The sequence below is a fragment of the Pseudoalteromonas sp. OFAV1 genome, from assembly GCF_021532595.1.
Taxonomy (GTDB): Bacteria; Pseudomonadota; Gammaproteobacteria; order Enterobacterales; family Alteromonadaceae; genus Pseudoalteromonas; species Pseudoalteromonas lipolytica_C.
The window spans coordinates 1-18987 of the sequence record NZ_JAKGBG010000030.1 but is presented as its reverse complement, the minus strand read 5'-3'; the positions used below and the strand labels follow the sequence as shown (position 1 = coordinate 18987).

At 41.2% G+C, this 18987-nt stretch carries 14 protein-coding genes; 4 read left to right on the top strand and 10 right to left on the bottom strand.

Features of this window, described 5'->3' with window-relative positions; translation table 11 throughout:
• Positions 1 to 64: 64 nt before the first annotated feature.
• Together L1267_RS15585 and L1267_RS15580 are read right to left on the bottom strand one after the other, a co-directional pair.
• Positions 65 to 3202, bottom strand: coding sequence for an efflux RND transporter permease subunit (locus L1267_RS15585; RefSeq protein ID WP_135923010.1), 3138 nt, complete (start codon positions 3200 to 3202; stop codon positions 65 to 67).
• 9 nt (positions 3203 to 3211) lie between these two features.
• Positions 3212 to 4384, bottom strand: coding sequence for an efflux RND transporter periplasmic adaptor subunit (locus L1267_RS15580; RefSeq protein WP_235383346.1), 1173 nt, complete (start codon positions 4382 to 4384; stop codon positions 3212 to 3214).
• A gap of 263 nt (positions 4385 to 4647) precedes the next feature.
• Here L1267_RS15580 and L1267_RS15575 point away from each other — a divergent pair, with 263 nt between their 5' ends.
• The gene (locus L1267_RS15575; RefSeq protein ID WP_235383345.1) at positions 4648 to 7158 is read left to right on the top strand and encodes a zinc-dependent metalloprotease; all 2511 of its coding nucleotides are present in this window, start codon (positions 4648 to 4650) and stop codon (positions 7156 to 7158) included.
• Positions 7159 to 7208: 50 nt separating this feature from the next.
• Here L1267_RS15575 and L1267_RS15570 read toward each other — a convergent pair whose 3' ends face one another.
• The 3 genes from L1267_RS15570 to L1267_RS15560 form a co-directional block, all read right to left on the bottom strand.
• Positions 7209 to 7691 carry a pilin gene (locus L1267_RS15570; protein ID WP_175082627.1) on the bottom strand — a complete coding sequence of 161 codons (483 nt, stop codon included), beginning with the start codon at positions 7689 to 7691 and terminating at the stop codon, positions 7209 to 7211.
• Positions 7688 to 8509: a hypothetical protein gene (locus L1267_RS15565; RefSeq protein ID WP_235383344.1), complete on the bottom strand. Its 822-nt coding sequence runs from the start codon at positions 8507 to 8509 to the stop codon at positions 7688 to 7690. Before L1267_RS15565 ends, L1267_RS15570 begins: the two co-directional genes overlap by 4 nt.
• A gap of 75 nt (positions 8510 to 8584) precedes the next feature.
• A complete protein-coding gene (locus tag L1267_RS15560) occupies positions 8585 to 9199 on the bottom strand; it encodes a PQ-loop domain-containing transporter (RefSeq protein ID WP_135923013.1) in 615 nt (204 codons plus the stop codon).
• Positions 9200 to 9471: 272 nt separating this feature from the next.
• Here L1267_RS15560 and L1267_RS15555 point away from each other — a divergent pair, with 272 nt between their 5' ends.
• Positions 9472 to 10611: a tetratricopeptide repeat protein gene (locus tag L1267_RS15555; protein WP_235383343.1), complete on the top strand. Its 1140-nt coding sequence runs from the start codon at positions 9472 to 9474 to the stop codon at positions 10609 to 10611.
• Between the two features lies 1 nt (position 10612).
• Here the strand turns inward: L1267_RS15555 and L1267_RS15550 are convergent, their stop codons facing one another.
• The 5 genes from L1267_RS15550 to L1267_RS15530 all read right to left on the bottom strand — a co-directional run bounded on the left by L1267_RS15550 (position 10613) and on the right by L1267_RS15530 (position 16793).
• On the bottom strand, positions 10613 to 13435 hold the full coding sequence (locus tag L1267_RS15550; RefSeq protein WP_235383342.1) for a TolB family protein: 2823 nt from the start codon (positions 13433 to 13435) through the stop codon (positions 10613 to 10615).
• 85 nt (positions 13436 to 13520) lie between these two features.
• Positions 13521 to 13763, bottom strand: a complete 243-nt coding sequence (locus tag L1267_RS15545) for a hypothetical protein (protein WP_135923016.1) — start codon at positions 13761 to 13763, stop codon at positions 13521 to 13523.
• Between the two features lie 78 nt (positions 13764 to 13841).
• Positions 13842 to 15374 (bottom strand): PH domain-containing protein, encoded by a 1533-nt coding sequence (locus tag L1267_RS15540; protein WP_235383341.1) that lies wholly within the window; start codon positions 15372 to 15374, stop codon positions 13842 to 13844.
• Positions 15367 to 15900 carry a PH domain-containing protein gene (locus L1267_RS15535; RefSeq protein WP_235383340.1) on the bottom strand — a complete coding sequence of 178 codons (534 nt, stop codon included), beginning with the start codon at positions 15898 to 15900 and terminating at the stop codon, positions 15367 to 15369. Before L1267_RS15535 ends, L1267_RS15540 begins: the two co-directional genes overlap by 8 nt.
• A gap of 41 nt (positions 15901 to 15941) precedes the next feature.
• On the bottom strand, positions 15942 to 16793 hold the full coding sequence (locus tag L1267_RS15530) for a D-hexose-6-phosphate mutarotase (protein ID WP_235383339.1): 852 nt from the start codon (positions 16791 to 16793) through the stop codon (positions 15942 to 15944).
• Between the two features lie 327 nt (positions 16794 to 17120).
• Here L1267_RS15530 and L1267_RS15525 point away from each other — a divergent pair, with 327 nt between their 5' ends.
• The gene (locus tag L1267_RS15525; protein WP_135923020.1) at positions 17121 to 17603 is read left to right on the top strand and encodes a MarR family winged helix-turn-helix transcriptional regulator; all 483 of its coding nucleotides are present in this window, start codon (positions 17121 to 17123) and stop codon (positions 17601 to 17603) included.
• A gap of 108 nt (positions 17604 to 17711) precedes the next feature.
• On the top strand, positions 17712 to 18987 hold a 1276-nt coding region (locus L1267_RS15520; protein WP_235383338.1), incomplete at its 3' end, for a porin.

Below are 18987 nucleotides of genomic sequence, written 5' to 3'. Positions count from 1 at the left end.
AGTTACTATATTTTAGTAACAAAAAAGCCAACCGTTTGGTTGGCTTTTAAATAGCTAGTCTGTACTAATTATGAGCTGGCTTAGTTCTGGTAACCACTCTATAACCTGCACGGAAGATATTAAGAACACCATTGCCCACATCACTCATTACAATGTACAAACATGGAACAAGTACTAATGTAATTAAGGTTGCGAACATTACCGCAAAACCAAGTGCTACTGCCATTGGAATTACGAACTTAGCTTGTAAGCTGGTTTCAAACATAATTGGTAATACACCGGCAAAGGTCGTAATTGAAGTCAGTGTGATTGCTCTAAAACGTGCACACCCTGCTTCTATAACTGCTTCACGTGTAGAAAGCCCTTCGCGACGCGCTTGGTTTACAAAGTCAGTCATGACCAGTGAATCATTGATCACCACCCCTGCAGCAGCGATTAAGCCAAAGCCCGACATTAAACTAATGTCTAGACCAAACCATAAGTGACCCCAAATTGCACCGGTTAAGCTAAATGGAATAACCGACATTACAATGAGTGGTTGCGAATAGCTCTTAAGCGGTACTGCAAGCAAGATATACACTAAAATCATACCACCAATGAAGAACATAATTTGCTCATTAGCTTGTGCTTGCTGCTCTTCAATTGAGCCACCTAGCTCAGTTTTTACTGATGGATACTCTTCTTTAAGTTGCGGTAACAGAGTCTCTTTAACTTGCTTAACGACTTCGCCTGGCTCAATCGCTTCTTCATCGATACTGCCATAAATATACACAGTTCGATAACCTCCTTCGCGGCGAATATAGCTAATACCTGGCTTTTCAGTCAGCTCTACAACATCACCTAATAGTACTTCTTTACCTTCAGGTGTTGTAATTACTGCATGTTTAAGAGATGCAAATGCTTCACGTGTCAGTTTAGGGTAACGCACCATTACGCGCACTTCTTCGCCACGGCGAATAACACGTTGCGCTTCACCACCGTAGAAGCTTGCGCCAACTTGGTTTGCGATATTGGCAAGATCTAACCCTAAATCATATGCCACAGGTTTTAAGCTTAATTGCACTTCTTTGCTCGCCGGGTCGATGGTTGAGCTAATATCAAATAAGCCTTTTTGCTGTTGCAGTAATTGAATAAAGCGACGACCTGCCTCGTTCAATGTATCGATGTCAGGCCCATACAGTAAGTAACCAAACTCACCATCCATGCCGCCACCATTCACATCATCGTAAATTTGTAATGATTTGACACCGGCAATACTTGGCATTTGCTCACGCCAGCGACGAGATAATTCAAATGCGTTGTATGGACGAAGATCTTCATCAACAAGTGGCGCTAAAAGCTGCGCTTCAGTACGCCCTTGGTTAAAGACTAAAATGTCACGAATAAGTTTTTGACCAAATTCACGCTCGGTTTCTTTATCAACATTAACCACCATCGCTTCAATTTCTCGAATTGCGTTAATGGTTTGAATATCCGACGCATTTTCATTCATTTCTAAACGAATTTGCGGGAAATCATGCGGTACTTTTGGGGTTGGAACAACACGCACTTGATTTGATGAAATCAAACCAAACGTCATAATTAATAAGCCCACAAAAGAAAATAAAACAAGCCAGCGCCATTCAACACAACGTACGATAAATGCTTTATAAGGACCATTTACAAACTTAAAAAAGCGCTTATTAAAACGAGCACGCCAGCTGTTTGGATTAATAGGCGGAAATTTAGTGTGGGCGATATGAGCAGGTAATATAAGCTTCGACTCAATCAAACTGAATATTAGACACAGAATAACCACCACCGCGATACCAAAGAAAAATGCACTTTCTGGCCCGCTTGATAATGTAAACGGTGCAAACACAGCAATCGTAGTCAATACACCGAATGTAGCTGGGGTAGCAACACGTTTTGCACCATTCACTACATTGACAACACCACCGCCTTTTTTCTCAATTTCGGTGTAGGCGCTTTCCCCTATGACTATGGCATCGTCGACCACGATCCCCAGCACCATAATGAATGCAAATAACGACACGATATTAATACTGATACCAAATAATGGCATCATCATCATTGCGCCCAAGAAACACACAGGTAAACCAATCATTACCCAAAGCGCTAACTTAAAGCGTAAGAAGATAGACAACATAATGGCAACCAAGATAGCCCCTTGAATTAGGTTGGTTTTCATCATGTCTAAACGTGCGTTAAGGTAATAGGTCATATCCATAAGAGGTTCAAGACGCAAGCCCGCAGGCAGCTCTTTGTTTTTCTTATCAATATACGCTTTCACTGAATCTGCAACCGGGATCATGTTTTGTTCTTTGGTTGCTTTTACAGACAAATAAACCGCATTTTCGCCGTTAAATTTAAAGTAGCGTTCACCTTCAATAAATTGATCTTTAATTACAGCAATATCTTGCAACAATACCTTCGCACCATTAGCCCCCACCTTGACTGGAATTTGGCGGAACTCTTCACCACTGTAATATTGGTTTTCAACACGAACAGAGATAATACCTGCATCAGTGCGTAATTGGCCGGCAGATATGTTGGCTGAATAACGACGAACAGCACCAGCTACATCACTTAACGTTAAGTTGTATTGGCGCAGTGAGTCTGGGTCAATTTCAATCGCTATTTCATCTAACGGCACATCGTTTTGCACCAGCGATACGTTTGATAATTGCAGCAACTCATCTTCAATTTGATTTGCTACAGGCTTTAACTCTGTCAGCGGAATATCACCAACGAGCGTCATACCGATCACGTCTTGACGAAATTCAACCTGACTAATGGTGACAGGCTCCATTCCCGCAGGGAACGTGGCAATACTGTCGACGCGTAACTTCACTTTGTCGAGCACATCAGTGAGCTCAGCATCTGTGTTTATCTCAAGGCTGGCACGGCCACTATTTCGAAACGAGCGGTAAACACCGCGCTTAATTTCGGTAACATCTTTTAGTGACTCTTCAATTTTGATCAGAATACTTTCTTCTATTTCTTGTGGTGATGCACCCGGATAATTCGCCTGCACCTCAATATAGTTAATTTCAACATTCGGGAACATCTGGCGCTGAATAGTGAAATAACTAATGATCCCCATGATGATGATAAACACCATCATTAAGTTAGCAGCGACCGAGTTATTAGCAAAATAGGCTATCAGGCCTGACTGCTTTTCTGTGTTTGTATCAGTCATAGTGTTACCTTAAAGCTTTTCAACCGCTGCAGTTTCTGCATCGCTTGTCATTTCTTTCATACCAGCAATCTTTACTTCCATACCCGCTTGAGGGTACTCAGGTAAAGTAAGAACAAGCTGGTCATTCACTTCAAGGCCATCACTAATGTAGAAGTACTCACCTTCTTCACGCACTACAGTTACTTTTCGTGGTTCAAGTTTATTCTCATCATTTACAATCCACACTGTTTGGTTATTTACCAAAGACTGCGGTAAACGATAGATATTTTGTAACATGGCACCTGCAAAGTTAACTTGTACATAAGCACCAAATTTAATTGGTTGTACGTCATGCTTTAAACCGTATGGGTCTTCAACACGAACCACTAAGTTACTCATACGTGTCGCGTTATCTACAACGCCTAGATCGCGGTCAATCTCTGCTTCACGAGTAAAGCTGTTTAAGCCTTTATTGATAATGGTCGCTTTAACGCCTTTTAAGCGCTTAGGTAAAAACACGCTGTCAAAGCCAGCAATTGGTACGATGATTTCTGCACTTTCAATGTTATTTAGCTCAGCAACCTGGCTACCTACATTTATGTATTGACCAACACCAATTTCACGGCTGATCACTAACGCATCGTAAGGTGCTCTCACTTCACAACGCGCAAGGTCACGCTCAGCACGTTTAAGTGCTGCTTGCGCTGATTTAACAGCTGCTTGCGCGCTTAAAACTTGAGGTTTACGTAAGAATAAGTCCGTGCGCTCGCGCTCTGGATAGCGTCTTGCCTCCTCCAATGCAACTTTAGCTTGTGCTTGCTCTTCAATCAGAGCCGCTTGAGCACTTGCTAATGATGCTTCAGCTTGAAGTACAGCGGCTTCGTAGTTGTCTTTCTCGATAGTGAATAACACTTCACCACGAGCGACAATTCCACCGGGTACAAAGTTTGGATGCCAACTGGTCACTTCGCCTGCGACTTGCGATGCCAATAATGTGCTTTCAAGTGGCTTCACTTCACCGTAGCTATTAATAACCACTTGATGATCATCGCTGGCAACAGGTTCAACTTGGACAAGAGGTCGAACATCTACCACTTCCTTGTCTTTTGGTTCTTGGGCAATAGCATTGATACCCATAAAGCCAATAATACCGACCGCTAAAGCAACGATTGGCAATATCCATTTTAGTAATCTCGTGCTCATAACTTACACCTTTAATATTTTAACTGCCCATATCATACCAAAGCTGACAGAAACATTAATGTGACATTTGTAAGTAACTGTTACAAAACAGGCAAAATTGGCAACAAATTTAAAAAACGCCAATTAAGAACAATTTGTTACAAACAAAAGTAAAATAATATCAAAGAATTACAAAGCAGCCCTTACACTTGTTAACAAATAACCTTTTATCATGGGTTTATTTCATTAAACTGATTTGAGAAATAATTAAAGGAACAATTAGAATGAAAATAACAAATATTGCTTTGGCATTAAGCCTAGCGCTTGCCATGAATGGCCATGCTATTGCAGCTAAAAAAGAAGAAAAAAAACCAGAAACACTTGCCGAAATGATCAAAGATAAAAGTGAATATGCTGGTATCTTTACTCTCTACCAAGATGACAAGACCGGTAATAACCTAATGGTTATAGACCAATCTCAGCTTGATACACCCTTTGTATACTTTGCCCACACAGTTGACGGTGTTATAGATGCGGGTCATTTCAGAGGGGCATACCGTGAAACAAAATTAATTGAATTTCGTAAATATTTTGACCGTATTGATATTGTAAGTAAAACTCCTCGCTACAAATTTGACGAAAACTCAGCGCTTGCTCGCGCTGCCGATGCCAACATAAGCGAAGCTGTACTTGCTAGTATTAAAATTGAAAAAGAAGAAAACGGCAAAATAGCATTTAACGTTGATAAGCTTTTTTTAAGTGAAGCACTGCATAAGGTATCACCTTGGGTAAATCCAAAAGATAAAGATGCTAGCAAACGCTTTAAACTTGGAAAATTAGACGACAAAAAATCACGCATCACCATGCAACGCCCTTACCCAAATAACCTTGATGTTGTTGTTGATTACGTGTTTACTAATGCCGAGCCAAAAGTACGTGGCTCAAGTGCAGTAAGCGATCCACGTAATGTATCAATTAAAGTACAACACTCATTTGTCGCACTGCCAAGCAACAACTATCAACCACGTTTAGATGATGCACGAATTGGTTATTTCACCAATCAATTCGATAATATGACATCTGCAGACTGGGCACCGTATGAAGATGTAATCAAGCGCTGGGACCTACAGAAGAAAGACCCATCAGCCGCACTTTCTGAACCAGTTAAACCAATTACTTGGTGGATTGAAAATACCACGCCAGTTGAGTGGCGAGATACTATTCGTGATGCAGTGTTAGCTTGGAACAGCTCATTTGAAAAAGCAGGCTTTAAAAATGCTATCGAAGTAAAAATACAACCTGATGACGCTGATTGGGATGCTGGCGATATTAACTACAATGTATTGCGCTGGACTGCATCACCACGCCCTCCATTTGGCGGTTATGGCCCTGCTCTTGCGAACCCATTAACCGGTGAGATCTTAGGCTCTGACATCATGTTAGAGTATGTTTTCATGAAAAACCGTTGGATGTACGACACCTTATACACCCAAGGTGCAGCAACACTTCAAAGCAGCCCAAGCACCTCAGAACTGCATTGTTCACTGGGTCACAGCATTCAAGAAAACATGATACTTGCTAAAGGCTTAGGCACAGGTGCAAGCATTGAAGACAAAGAAATTTTACGCCAAGGCTTAACTCAACTGGTGTTACACGAAGTAGGCCATACCCTTGGCCTTAACCACAATATGAAATCGTCAATTTTGTGGGATGAAAAAGAAGTTCACGATAAAAGTAAAACCCAAGGTATCATAACTGGCTCGGTGATGGATTATGCACCAGCAAACATTGCCCCTATTGGCATGCAGCAAGGTGATATATTCCAAACAAAACCAGGCCCTTATGACGATTGGGCGATTGAATATGGCTATAGCCCGGCTTTAGCTGATAAAGATGCCGAACAACAGCGCCTTGAGAAAATTCTCGCTCGTTCATCTGAGCACGCTTTAGCTTTTGGTAATGATGCTGATGACATGCGTGCTCCTGGACGTCATATAGACCCTCGTGTGATGATTGGCGATATGTCATCTAACCCTGCCGCTTATGCTGATGATCGTATGGAGCTTATCAATAAGCTGTTTACTGAGCTTAAAGACAAAGCCACTGTTGATGGTGAGTCATACCAACAACTTGTTACCTCAGCCAACATTTTATTTAGAAGCTACCGCACACAAGCTGGCGTAGTATCTCGTCAAATTGGTGGTGTTTATGTAGAGCGAAATGTGGTGGGCGATGACAAAAATGGCGCACCATTTACGCCAGTGCCACTTGAGCGTCAGCAACATGCAATGCAAATTTTAGCTGACAAAGTGTTCTCACCAAATGTGCTTTCAAGCATGCAGCCAATTTATAATTACCTGCTACAACAACGTCGTGGTTTTAACCATTATGGTAAAAACGAAGACCCTAAACCACATGGCATGATTTTAGGCATGCAAAAGCTGGTACTTGCTCAGTTATTACACCCGGCTGTCATGCTGCGTATTTCAGATAGCGCTATGTATGGCAACGAGTATTCACTTAACCAATTTATGAATGACTTAACAGCAAGCATTTTTGTAGACAGCAAAAAAGCAAATACCTTAAGTCACAATCTACAAGTTGAATATGTGAATCAGCTAATCGCGATTGCTGGTTTAGGTAAAGCGAGTAAGCACGACAACCTAGCCAAAGCAGCTGCGCTTTATCAGTTAAATCAAATTGCTGATATGAGCGTGCCATGGGGTGCAGACACCGCAGCTAAAGCACATAAGCAATATATCGATCGCTTAATTAGTAAAGCCCTCGAAGCATAAGCAAAGCAACACAAAAAAGGCTGCCAATTGGCAGCCTTTTGTTTTTAAAGTTAACGTCTATCAATACACGACGAGGGTAATATGTCTTTTGGCACAGTCGTTTTATTCTCACCAACCGCTTGCATGCCCGTTACAGGTTTATCAAAACCACAAAGCCAAGCGATAGGGCTTGTTGGGCTTCCGACAACAACGGCAGGGCGAAAACTTAACACTGTATTTTGCAAAGGCATCGATACTTTATTACCCAAACTAATATGAATCGCTCCGTCTTCAACAGTGATCCCCGTAACCCGATTACCAATTAAAAACTTACTTGCAGGGACACCTGCTTGCTCATTGTTTTTTGGAAAGCGGCCGTGCTCCAAATAAAAGGTTGTAACGTCTTCTCGAATAGTTGACGCCATAGCTAAGGGATCCGCTAGTTCACTGCGCTGAATATATTGACTGTATTGTGGTAATGCAACAGAAGCTAAAATGCCGATGATGGCGACTACAACCATTAACTCAATCAGCGTAAATCCTTTATTTTTCATACTATCTCTCCCATTAAGAATAGAGGCTCATATGCTCCCATTAAGAAATGGGCAATTAATATCACCAATAAAATACTAAATGCAGTAATGAGTCTGTTGATATGCGCTGTGATTTCATCGCGTAGGCCTTCAAGTTTATTGGCGACGAGGAGCTCTAGCTCTTCGGCAATATCCAAGCCATTACTTTGACATGTTTTTAAATGAGATAACTCACGATTATCGTTCTGTAGTGTTCCATACAATGGAAACTCAATTAACGCGACTAAAGCGTCATAATTGTGCCTAATTTGTTTGGGGATTATTAGCCCTAATTGGGCTGATGAAGCACTCAGTAAAGTCAGATTTGCAAACTGTCGAAGCGCATTTACAGTCAATATAATAACCATCAAGAACAAGCCGAGCACAATACTTGCTACCAGCCAGAACCTAGCTAAATTAGCCATGTGCTCTGTAACTTGCACATCAAATTGGCTAAACACATTTGAGAACGAAGGAATAACAAATTGCTGGTAAATAAAGTTAACAAGGATGAAAACGGAGAAAAGTACACCCAGATAAAGCAACTTGGTTTTATAGTCGAAAGAGTGCTCTTTTAGTGTTGATGATAACGCTGCATAACTTAACGCTAACCTTTGCTGCTGTTCACCTTCAGCTTCTTTAAGGTTTTTTGCAAGCTTAGTGGCTAATGGACTATTCTTTTGTCCATCATTATAAATTTCTAAGTGTTGCGGGGCGCTAAGCGCTTCTTGCTGTGCTTTATTTAGGCCACTCATTGGCGATAATAATCGACATAAATAGCCTAATTGATTCCAATTCATATCTTATCCTTTCGATAGCGATAAGATACTGTGCCATAAAGCAACAAGTTAATAAACGGAATATTACTTAGACATTTAAGCCATTGCAGGGCGCGATTTATAATACTGAATACACCCTAGTTGTGCGGCATTAGTCAGTAATATCATTACAAAGGTCAGTATGTGAGACACGCTCGGTGTCGCCATAGCGAGCTCGGCAGCGAGGCCGCAGCTTCCAGCAACAAATTGCAGGCTAAAGTAGCGGGCGCTTAAATTACTAATATCACCACTTTTGATGGTTTTATAAGTCTGCGGCATAACACGAATAGAGCTCATGACTAACCCCACATAGGTTAACCAATTGAGTACTGTTGCAGTTTCAAGAGATGGGCTAAGTAATAAAGAAAAAGGGATCATCGACAGCAATAGCAATCCAACCAATTGTAACCGCTGCGCACGAGCTGCGTTATAGCGAGCAAAGTAGTAAAGGATCAGTGCGCTTAGCGTACCAGTAACAATAAATGGTAGTGCCATATAAAAGCGCTGAAAGAACAGATTATAAGTAATGAAATACACGCTTTGCGCAACACCAAAGCTCATCATTAATAACGAAACGCCCGACACACTGCGATTTTTACGGATTTTATTTAAAAGCGGATAAAAGCTAAACGCCAAAATAAAGCATGAAATAACCGGCAAAAAATGCGCCAAAATAGACCTCTCTCGTTACAATTTAGTTAATAAGTTAGCAATTTATAAATTAGCCATAAAAACAAAGTAAACCCTTGTTTTTTATGCATTTTAAAAGAGCGCGGCATTGTAATGAGAGAACGCTAGAATGCAATAAAGAATAAAAAACAAACAACCGCTTGCTGGCAAGATATCCATACAGGGTGTTTACAATCAATGACACTTTTTAAGCAGCTTGAATAGTTATGGCAATATGGGTACATTGAACAAAGAGTGCTCAGCAGGAGAAAGCAATGAAATCAGTTATATATGCATTAGTGTTAAGTGCTTTTTTGGTTGGCTGTAAAAGCACTAAACAACAACTTGCTGCGCCGCCTAGTGTCGCAAGCTTGATGGCCGCCGAGAAATTTCAACAAGTAGAATTACCTGATCCCGCGTTATTTACTTTACCTGCTGATGAACAAAAACGTTTCCTTGATTATTTCACGCAGCGCCAAGGTGACTACTTAAGAGACGATGAAATTCTTTATCACTACCTAGAAAATAAACTCACTAACTTTAACTATTATAGTGCCACCCTTAGTGCGCAAGAGGCATTACGTAGGCAGCAAGGTAACTGTATTAGCCTCGCCATTTTAACCCAAGCTTATGCTCAGCTTGCTGGGCTTAAAACAGGCTTTCAGGCGGTGTCGAGTGAGCCGGTTTACAGTAAACAAAGCAACATAGTGTATGTATCGGGCCATTTTCGAACAAAAGTTTACGCACCACTAAATGAGGACGAGCATAACTTAGTAAAACCAGGCACTGTCATCGATTACTTTCCAGCGCGTGGTAGCTTTTACTCAGGCCGTGCCGATTTAAAAGACTTAATTAGCCGTTATTATAGTAACTTAGCAAGCGAGGCCTTGGCTAAAAAGCAATTCAATTTAAGTTACAGCTATATTTTAAAAGCTAACGAATACACACCACATGCCCCCTCACTTTATAATTTAGCCGCAGTTTTACATCGCCAATCGGGTGATTTAGCGGGCGCAAAGCGAATTTACCAAACAGCTATACACTATGACCTTGATGATACTAATTTACTGCACAACTACGCAGTACTCGCCAAGCAACTTAATGATCCTGAACTAGTTGAGCAAATCAACTCACAACTGGCTTTGCTTGAGCAAGATCCGTTTGAATTGCTAGCAACCGCGATTAACGCTCGCAACAATGGTAAATATTACAAAGCAAAGCAACAGATTGAAAATGCTATTGCGTTAGCCCCGTACTTATCTGAACCCTATATTGAATTAGCAATTATTAGTTATCAGCAAGGCAATGAACAACGCAGTAAAGAGTGGCTAGAAAAAGCCATAGAGATAGAAAATAAAGACGAAAAACTGGCGCTTTATCACGCCAAGCTTTTCGCTTTATCTGAAAAACACTAAGTTATAACGAGTAATAAAAACTTAGCCATGCTCGTAAATCATTTTCAAAGTCGTCGCCTTCTACTCGGGCAACGCCAAAGTCAATATTTACATCATTCAAGCCCGCAGGCCCCATACCAAAACTAAAATCTCCCTGCCATTTAAGCCCGTAACTTTGCGCATAGACTCGGTTATCAACCTGATGCTGTTGGTAGTAAAGCCAAGGCAGTGAATCTTTGTAACTTATGCCCCCGCCATAACCTTTATAGCGCTCACCTAGCTGGCTAATAAACGGCAGTTCTGGAGCAACAATAAAGCCACTTTGCGTTTGTTGATTAATTAAATTTGACTCATAACCACCTAAAGCAAGTGCGCTGTCATCGCGATATTGCTGAGCGAAATTAACATAAACAGGAATATCAAAGGCATAACCGCTTAATACGGTGGCAAAGTTATAGCCCTGCCAATTGTTTGAGTCAGCATCACCGGATAACCACTGGGCACTCACAGACTGAGCAAAACCATAACGCTGCCTATCATGTTGCCATTTTTGCTTAAGACCAACTGTTAACCATTGATCATCTCCTTCACTAAAATCACTGTAGTTATAGCTTAGGCTCGGTGTGATACTAAGTTGTTGAAACTGCATTGGGTAACTCATGGCAAAATGTGCCCCAGTGTTACTTAAGTCCAGCGACATTTGAGAATGGTATTGCCTTGCTGTTTCAAGGTCGTAATCAAATAACAACGCTTTAAATTTTAAATCAAATTTCGAGTACTTAACCGCCGCGAACACCCCTTCCAATGCTTTATCATGTAAATCAGCACTATAGCCTGCTTGTAAATCAAGCTGCTTTAAAAAGTCACTACTTTTAACCCCAAGGGTAAGAAGTGAAGATGAAGCTGAATAATATTGAGATGCCAGCGAAAAAGTCGGCTTTTGCTGCCATACATCATAATTGGCTGGCTCAGTTGGGCTTTGCGGGTAAATCTTCGCCTCAGGTAATACTTCGCTCGTTACATCTCCTCGCGGCGGAGCTGCGCTTTTAGCAAACTCAACAACCTCTAATCCGTGTGGTTGCTCAGCAAAATGCTTAATGTTAGGCCCTTCAGCAGTGATCGATAAATACAAAAGTTCACCATTGTTCATTGCCATTGGGTGTGCGACAGCTTCTTGTCCTTGTGTTAATTGGCTTAGTGAATTACTTTGAAGATCATAATGATACAAATCGAGAGCTTTATTTTTACCCGCTACAAAATAAAGTCCTTTGCCATCAGCTTGCCAGTTGGGCTGTGACACATACTGATAGCCTTCAGGCATAGGCACGGCATGTGACTGCTGACCACCCAAGTCTTGTATATACAACTGCCAATTAGCATTCAATGTCGCTTTTAAATAAGCAAGCTGAGTTTTATTAGGGCTTAATAATGGATAGTCATAAACCGTTTCTAGGCTTTTCTCAAATAAAGGTGTTGCGACACCCGTATTGAGATCAAACCGCACCAGCTCCGAAAAGCCATGCTTAGCTTGCTCAGCGTAAACCGTTTGTCCGTTATCACTAATTGTAAAACGGCGCAGCCCTGCATGATGCGTCAATGCACTGACCTCTCCGGTCTCAATATCATAACGGTATAAGTCAGAAATACCCTGAATTGCGCCTTTAGCAACGGTTGTGGTGGCGGTGAAGAACAGTGTATTTTCGTCTAACCACTGTGGGTTTTTTATGCCCTGTCTATTAATTTGATGAAGCACATGTTTTTGTTTACGTTTAAAAACACGCGGTGCTTTATCAGCAATATCAGCAGGGTCATCATCGAGTAGCGCTTGCTGTTCTTTCGCAAAGTCATCTGCTGCCTGTTGATTATCATCAGTGCTGTAAATAACTAAACGCGTTTCGTCATCTTTGTTGCGCTCAACAATAGCAAGCTTACTGTTATCTAAACTTAAAACAGGGTTCGAGGCGTATAAATCAAGTTCTAACCAAAGCTTACTTGTAAGTGCTTGCTCACTTGCTTCTTTAGCCATAGCTTTGTAAGTATATTCGGCAATAAAACGACGATAGAGTCGCTCTGGTGAGTCGCCAAATACGCCGCTAAAGGCCTCATCAAAATCACGCGATTTAACCGCTTGCATGCGCGTCCAAACTGCATCAAGGGTTTGCGCTGAATAGTTCTCTTCGAGCCAAGCAAGAAAGCGAGATCCCATTAAATACGCCATTGAGCCAGCTAAATAGCCCCCTTCGGTACTACTTAATTGGCTATATTGTGGCAATGCACCTTGCTGGGCAAATTCAACCAGTATTGCCTCTGAAAGGTTATCGTATAAACGACCCCGCCCTGTCATTTTCGACTCCAGCAGCGTTGCATACCCTTCGGCGGCCCAGCGCGGCATTTCACCATCAACTAAATCGTAAATATCCCAACTATTGCGAATAGCTTGGCGTAAATCGCTTCGTGTAGGCTGAGCAAGGTGCACTAAATGAATATATTCGTGCAAAATCAATAGTTGCTGCCAACCATCAGTATTAGAAATCACGGTGTCAGATTGCGGTGGTGTAGTAAACAAGGCCATTAAAGGCTTGTTTGTCACCGGTAGAGCAAAGCCATTCGAGGCGTTGAATGGGTCGAAAACCAACACATCGACGACTTCATCAAGGGCACGGTTTTGCTGTTTTAATACCTTATCGCGGACAATTTCAAGTTCGGTTGCCGCGGAGCGGGCCCATTGCTGGTTCTGCGTACTAAAATGTACGTTAAAGTGTTCGGTATGAATAGTTTGCCAAGTCTCTTGACTTGAAGCATGGCCAGCGGCAAGTAGCGCCACCGTTAATAGGGCTTTTTTCATCACAATCCTTGATTAGCAAGTTGCTTAGTTCAAGGATTAGTATGCGTACATTTTTTAAGTGATTGTAGTAAAAAAATGTAAGAAATTAATCTATTTTAATTGGCCTAACTAAACCGAGCAGTTGATAGATTATAAAAATAGTCGCAGCAAACATTAAACTACTTCTTAGCGCACCTAAGCCAGCCAGCATCATGGTCATTGTTAACAACAAAGCGATGCCTGTCACAGCAAAGCTAACACACAACCCGGTGCACTCTTTTTTAGAATGAACAAAGTACAATAAAGCGACAACACCGAAGATAGCTAGAGTAGGTAAAAAATAAATCATTATGAGCCCAGTTACTTAACACTGCGCTATCATACCTAAAATCAACACAAAAATAAAGTTATTGAGAATTATTTTCATTTAAAACCAATTCCGCTCAACGCCTTCTATTTCATATAGGGCGAAATCAGCAAACTGCTCAGCCAGCTCTGCTTTTAAGTAAGGCATTGATACAGAACCAGAAGCCAGTTGTATATACAAGTTTTTCAACTGCGATCTTCGCATTAAGTAAGTGCTTGTTGTTGTAACACTTTGCGCTTTGTAAATTTCAAAAACACGATATTGAATACCTAACATGCCTGTTTTAAATACAGCAAAGAAACGGCCATCATGTTCATACATCGCCATACCTGTTTTTTGATAACTTAAAAACACACCAATCATCAACAACAGAGCCACTAAAATGCTCCAAAGCATCATAGTAGCATTAAATAAAGCATTGAAAATTAAAGCAGAAACTATAGTTGGCAGTAGCACGTATAAAAGTGTGTTTTTATAAAGTAACGCCCGCTCTGGCTTTATAAAGTGAAGCTCTGTTAAATCAACAAACCAAGGAAATAACCAACGACACACAGTTTGCACTTGCTCTTTAGTTAAGACTGGCATCACAAAAGTTTGTTTATTTTTATGTGCCGCGACCCCAGCGGCTATACCGCCACTACTTACTTGTGGGCAAATCAAGGTAAAGCGATTCAGCAAACGCGCAATAATATTCTGTTTGATTTGCACACTTTGAATTTTCAAAACACTAATCGATAGTTGCTGACGCTCAAATAAACCTGCCACACGCTTAAACTTATCGTCCTGAAAATAAAGCTTAAAATTAAAAAATCGCACTAAAGCCATCACTACAGACAGTAAAATGGCACATAAAACAATTGCAATAACCATGATTAACACTGCTATTGCAGCGGCGCTGCCAACAAAAGCAGCTTGCTCATTAAGCATGGCCTCAAGGCGGTTTATGATATTTTTTTCGAGGTACTCAAGAATCACATTCATAAATGGAGCCAGTGCGGCTAAGGCCAAAATCGCCATGTTCGACATCAAACCAAATTTAGCAATTTCAGCATTGCTAATCGTTAAGGTGTGCGACTTGTCAACGGCTTCGCTTTGCTCAATAGGCGGCTGTTCTTGTTGTTCTAACTGAGCCTTAAACGCCATCACTTGTTCGCGTACATGCTCGGCATAGCTAAGCTTTACTCCCGGGATCACAGCTTCTTGAGCGCTACTTCCGGCAGCATCAAATATACAATTAACTAAATTAACCGGCTGAAAATAAAAAGGTTCGGCAATATTTACGTTTTGTACTCGAGCAAATTTTAGGGTTAGCCGCTCTTTTTTAAATACCCCTTTATTGAGCAGTATTTCGTTACCATCCGTTATGCGATATTTAAAATTACGATAATAAGCAAAGGCATATAGCATTAAAAATACTGAAGCGACTGAAGCGGCTACCTGCCCCCAAAACATTTTTTGCTCTACTTGAGTGACAAATAGCACCAAAATTGGCAATAAGTTCAAAAGGCCATCTTTTATAAAGCGCAGTGCAAAATGAACAATAAAGTACAGTATTGCCCATGGCGAGACACGTTGCCATTGCTGATCATTCATCGGCAAACTCATTATCTTGAGCTGATGTGATATCACCATAACCCTGCACAAACTGGCGAACATCATTGCACTGCTCGTCAGTTAAACCGCTGATATGTAAATCAGCACTCATGCCACCCGCACTATAAAGCCTGAGTGTTGCTAAGCCTAATTTTCGCTCAATTGGGCCGCGATGAATTTCGGTGTGCTGCACGCGAGAAATAGGCAATAGGGTAACTTGTTGCCAAATCAAACCTCGTTTAAATGCAATATCATGTTCGCGTACAGCCACGCCTTTGGCGCGCACACTAAAATAGTTATAGCTCAGGGAGATTACGACAAGGACAGGTAAAATAGCTAACCAAGGTGCTGCAACTGCCTCGGTCAAACCTTGATTTAAGTGCCTAACCACAATAATTGTGACCATCAATGGGATGTAAAATAATAGCCAATTTATTTGTACTTGCCAGATAGCATTTTCTGCAAGTGGCTGAAATTGAATCGTTTGATGCTTTGGAAGGGTTTCTATTTGTTGATTACTAAACACGGTAATTCCTTGTAAAGGCCAGCTGTGCCGGCCGTTATAAGTTACACCCAGCGTAGTTTTGTTGCAAGTGTATGGCTTGCACCGGGTGCAAGCTCTACTGCATCGTCAAGTACATTAGCGGCTTCTAGGCACAACATCACGTGATATTCGTCATCAGCAAAATTTGATAACCGTTTTGATTTCTCGATCCATGGGTTCCAAAGTACACACGATGTTGAATTTTCGCGGCCTACTTCAATAATGCCATCTGGCGTGATGATACGCTGCGTATCTTTCGCTTCGGTGTAAACCATGTCTGTTTCACGTGCAAACGATACGAGTTCATTTTGCTCAAATGGCCCTTCTGCAAATTCGATGTATTTCGCACCTTGCAGACCATCTACTTTTGTTTCTTCGATTGCAGGCGTTGGGAAATATGTGTGCAGTGCTTGAGTAAACTGTACGGTTTGGTTATCTAAGTTAGTGGTTGTTAAACGCAGCTCTAAACTAGAGGTTAAAATAAACTCGGCTAATAGCTTAGTTTTATAAGGCCAATACTTTTCATCAATTTGCGTCATAGGCAATGACAAGCTGATATAAATAGAATCGTCTTGTTCTTTTACTTCTTCAGCACGCCATAAACATGTGCGAGCAACACCATGCGCAGGCCAGCCTTCATGTTGGCTAACACCAAACCATGGCCAACAAATCGGAATACCACCTCGCACACCTTTACCTTCTTGGTAATCTTCTAATTCAGAGACCCATAATAGTGGCTTTTTATCGGTTGGCGTGAACTCAGTAATTTGTGCACCTTGTAAAAAAATCGTCGCTGTACAAAACTCGCTTGCAACCTTAATAAACTCAAGTCCGCTTTCACTTTGCTCAATCGTAACTGATGGCGATAACTTCATAACTCGTCCCATTTGATGAAAGAAAAACCAACCTTACCCAATGCAACCGTCATTAGTAAATAATATTTAGTTATTTACATAAATTGTTTTACTACAAAAAGGTAAGTCACTTTATAAGTGCATGTTAAGTCCTAAGATCATTTACTAAAGTTAATTGACTAAATTTAAATTTTTATTCTTACTCTAAACAAATAATCCACCTCAAAACCATCGATATTAAACAGTATTTATAGCTTAGATAGCCATTATTTATTTGAACTCAATTTATTAGACATGTAATATTTCGCGATTGCGGCTGTGAGCGTCGCCAATTTAAGAGACAGAAACATGCAAAAGTATGACGAGCTATTAGTGTCGTTACGTAAGGTGATTAGAGCTATCGACCTACACTCTAAACAACTCAATAAAACATCAGGGTTGACCGGCCCACAACTACTCATTATGAACGAAGTTGCACAAACCGATGGCATTACGGCAAGTCGCATTGCCCAGAATGTGAACTTAAGCCCTGCAACCGTGACAAATATTTTAGACCGTATTGAGAGCCGAGAGCTCATCACCCGCGTGCGCAGTCAACTTGATAAACGTCGTGTCAGTTTGTATTTAACCGAGCGCGGAAAACAGCTGCTTAATCAGGCTCCGCAGCCCTTACAAGAACACTTCATAGAGAAATTCACCGCTCTTGAAGAATGGGAGCAAAGCTTACTACTTTCATCTATGCAACGAGTCGCTGCTATGATGGATGCTGATCAGCTCGATGCTTCACCACTTCTCGAAGTTGGCGCAATCACAAAGACGTTTGAACCATAAAGAAAATTTAAACTAGTTGATTAATATTAATTTTATGTGGCTAGTCTTGGGTTCATCACAAATATCATCTATGCTTTATAGTACCGATTCCAATACTAGCGATTATTCATGCTTAAACTTTCAAAGTTAGCCCTTGCTATTGCTTTGGGCACTACTTCTAGTCTTAGTCAGGCATCTGAAATCGATGACCTTCAAAAACAGTTACAGCTTCTTCAGCAACAAATGCAACAACTTCAGCAAAAGCTAGATGCAGCAGAAGAAAAGTCAAAACAGCAAGCTGCAAAGCAAGAGCAAATTGATGCACAAGTAGCAAAGCAACAAAAGCAACTTGAGCAGCAAACAGCTGCTGTAGCAACACCTGAGAAAAAATCAGGTATTAAAGTAGGTGGCGCTGTACGTACCAACTTTAGTCATACATCTTACAATGACGGTAATAAAAATCGTGGTGGCGACTTCGACTTTGATATTTTCAGGCTTAATTTTGCAGGTGATGTTGGTGATGTGCAGCTAAACGCTGAGATCCGTTTTTTCGATTACATGACCGCTGTTAAGTATGCTTATGCAGCCTATGACTTTGCCGAAGATTGGCAGGTGCAGGCAGGTATTACTAAAGTCCCTTTTGGTAACTGGCCGTATAATTCACATAACTACTTTTTTGGTACCACTTACTATGTTGGTTTAGAAGATGACCACGACTTAGGTGTACTATTTAAACGCAAAATTGCTGACAACTGGCAAATTGACCTTGGCTTTTTCAAAAATGATGAGTTAGGTGGCGTTGACGGTTATGTAAGCGACAGAAGTGACCGCTACTCTTACGATGTAGTTGGTTTTCGCTCAACCGAAGAAGGTGTATACGCTGAACCAGGCAATGCTATTGGTGAATACAACACTTTCTCTGGCCGATATGGCTATCACTTTGAACATGACGGTGGCACAACAGAGCTTGGTGTCTCAGCTCTTTCTGGCGGACTACATGATGGTGAAGATAAAGCCGGCGATTACTATGCCTGGGCTGTGCACTTAAACAGCACAATTGGTCCATGGAATTTCCAACTACAGCATGGTGAGTATAACTACGATATTGATAACGTAAACCGCATGGCCGTGGGTGCTTATGCCTTTTACGATAGTATCGCCGCAGAAGCGACCATGACCAATGCCAATATCGCTTATAGCCTTCCAGTAGAATGGGGTCCGGTAACGAACCTGCAGTTTTATAATGACTACGGCATTATTTACGACAAGTCAGACAACAGCGAAGATACATGGATGAACGTAACCGGTGTATCTGTCGCTGCAGGTGGTTTATTCACTTACTTTGATTTTGTACAAGCGAAAAACCAACCATTTGTTGGTGGTTCAATTGCTGGCGACAGCGACG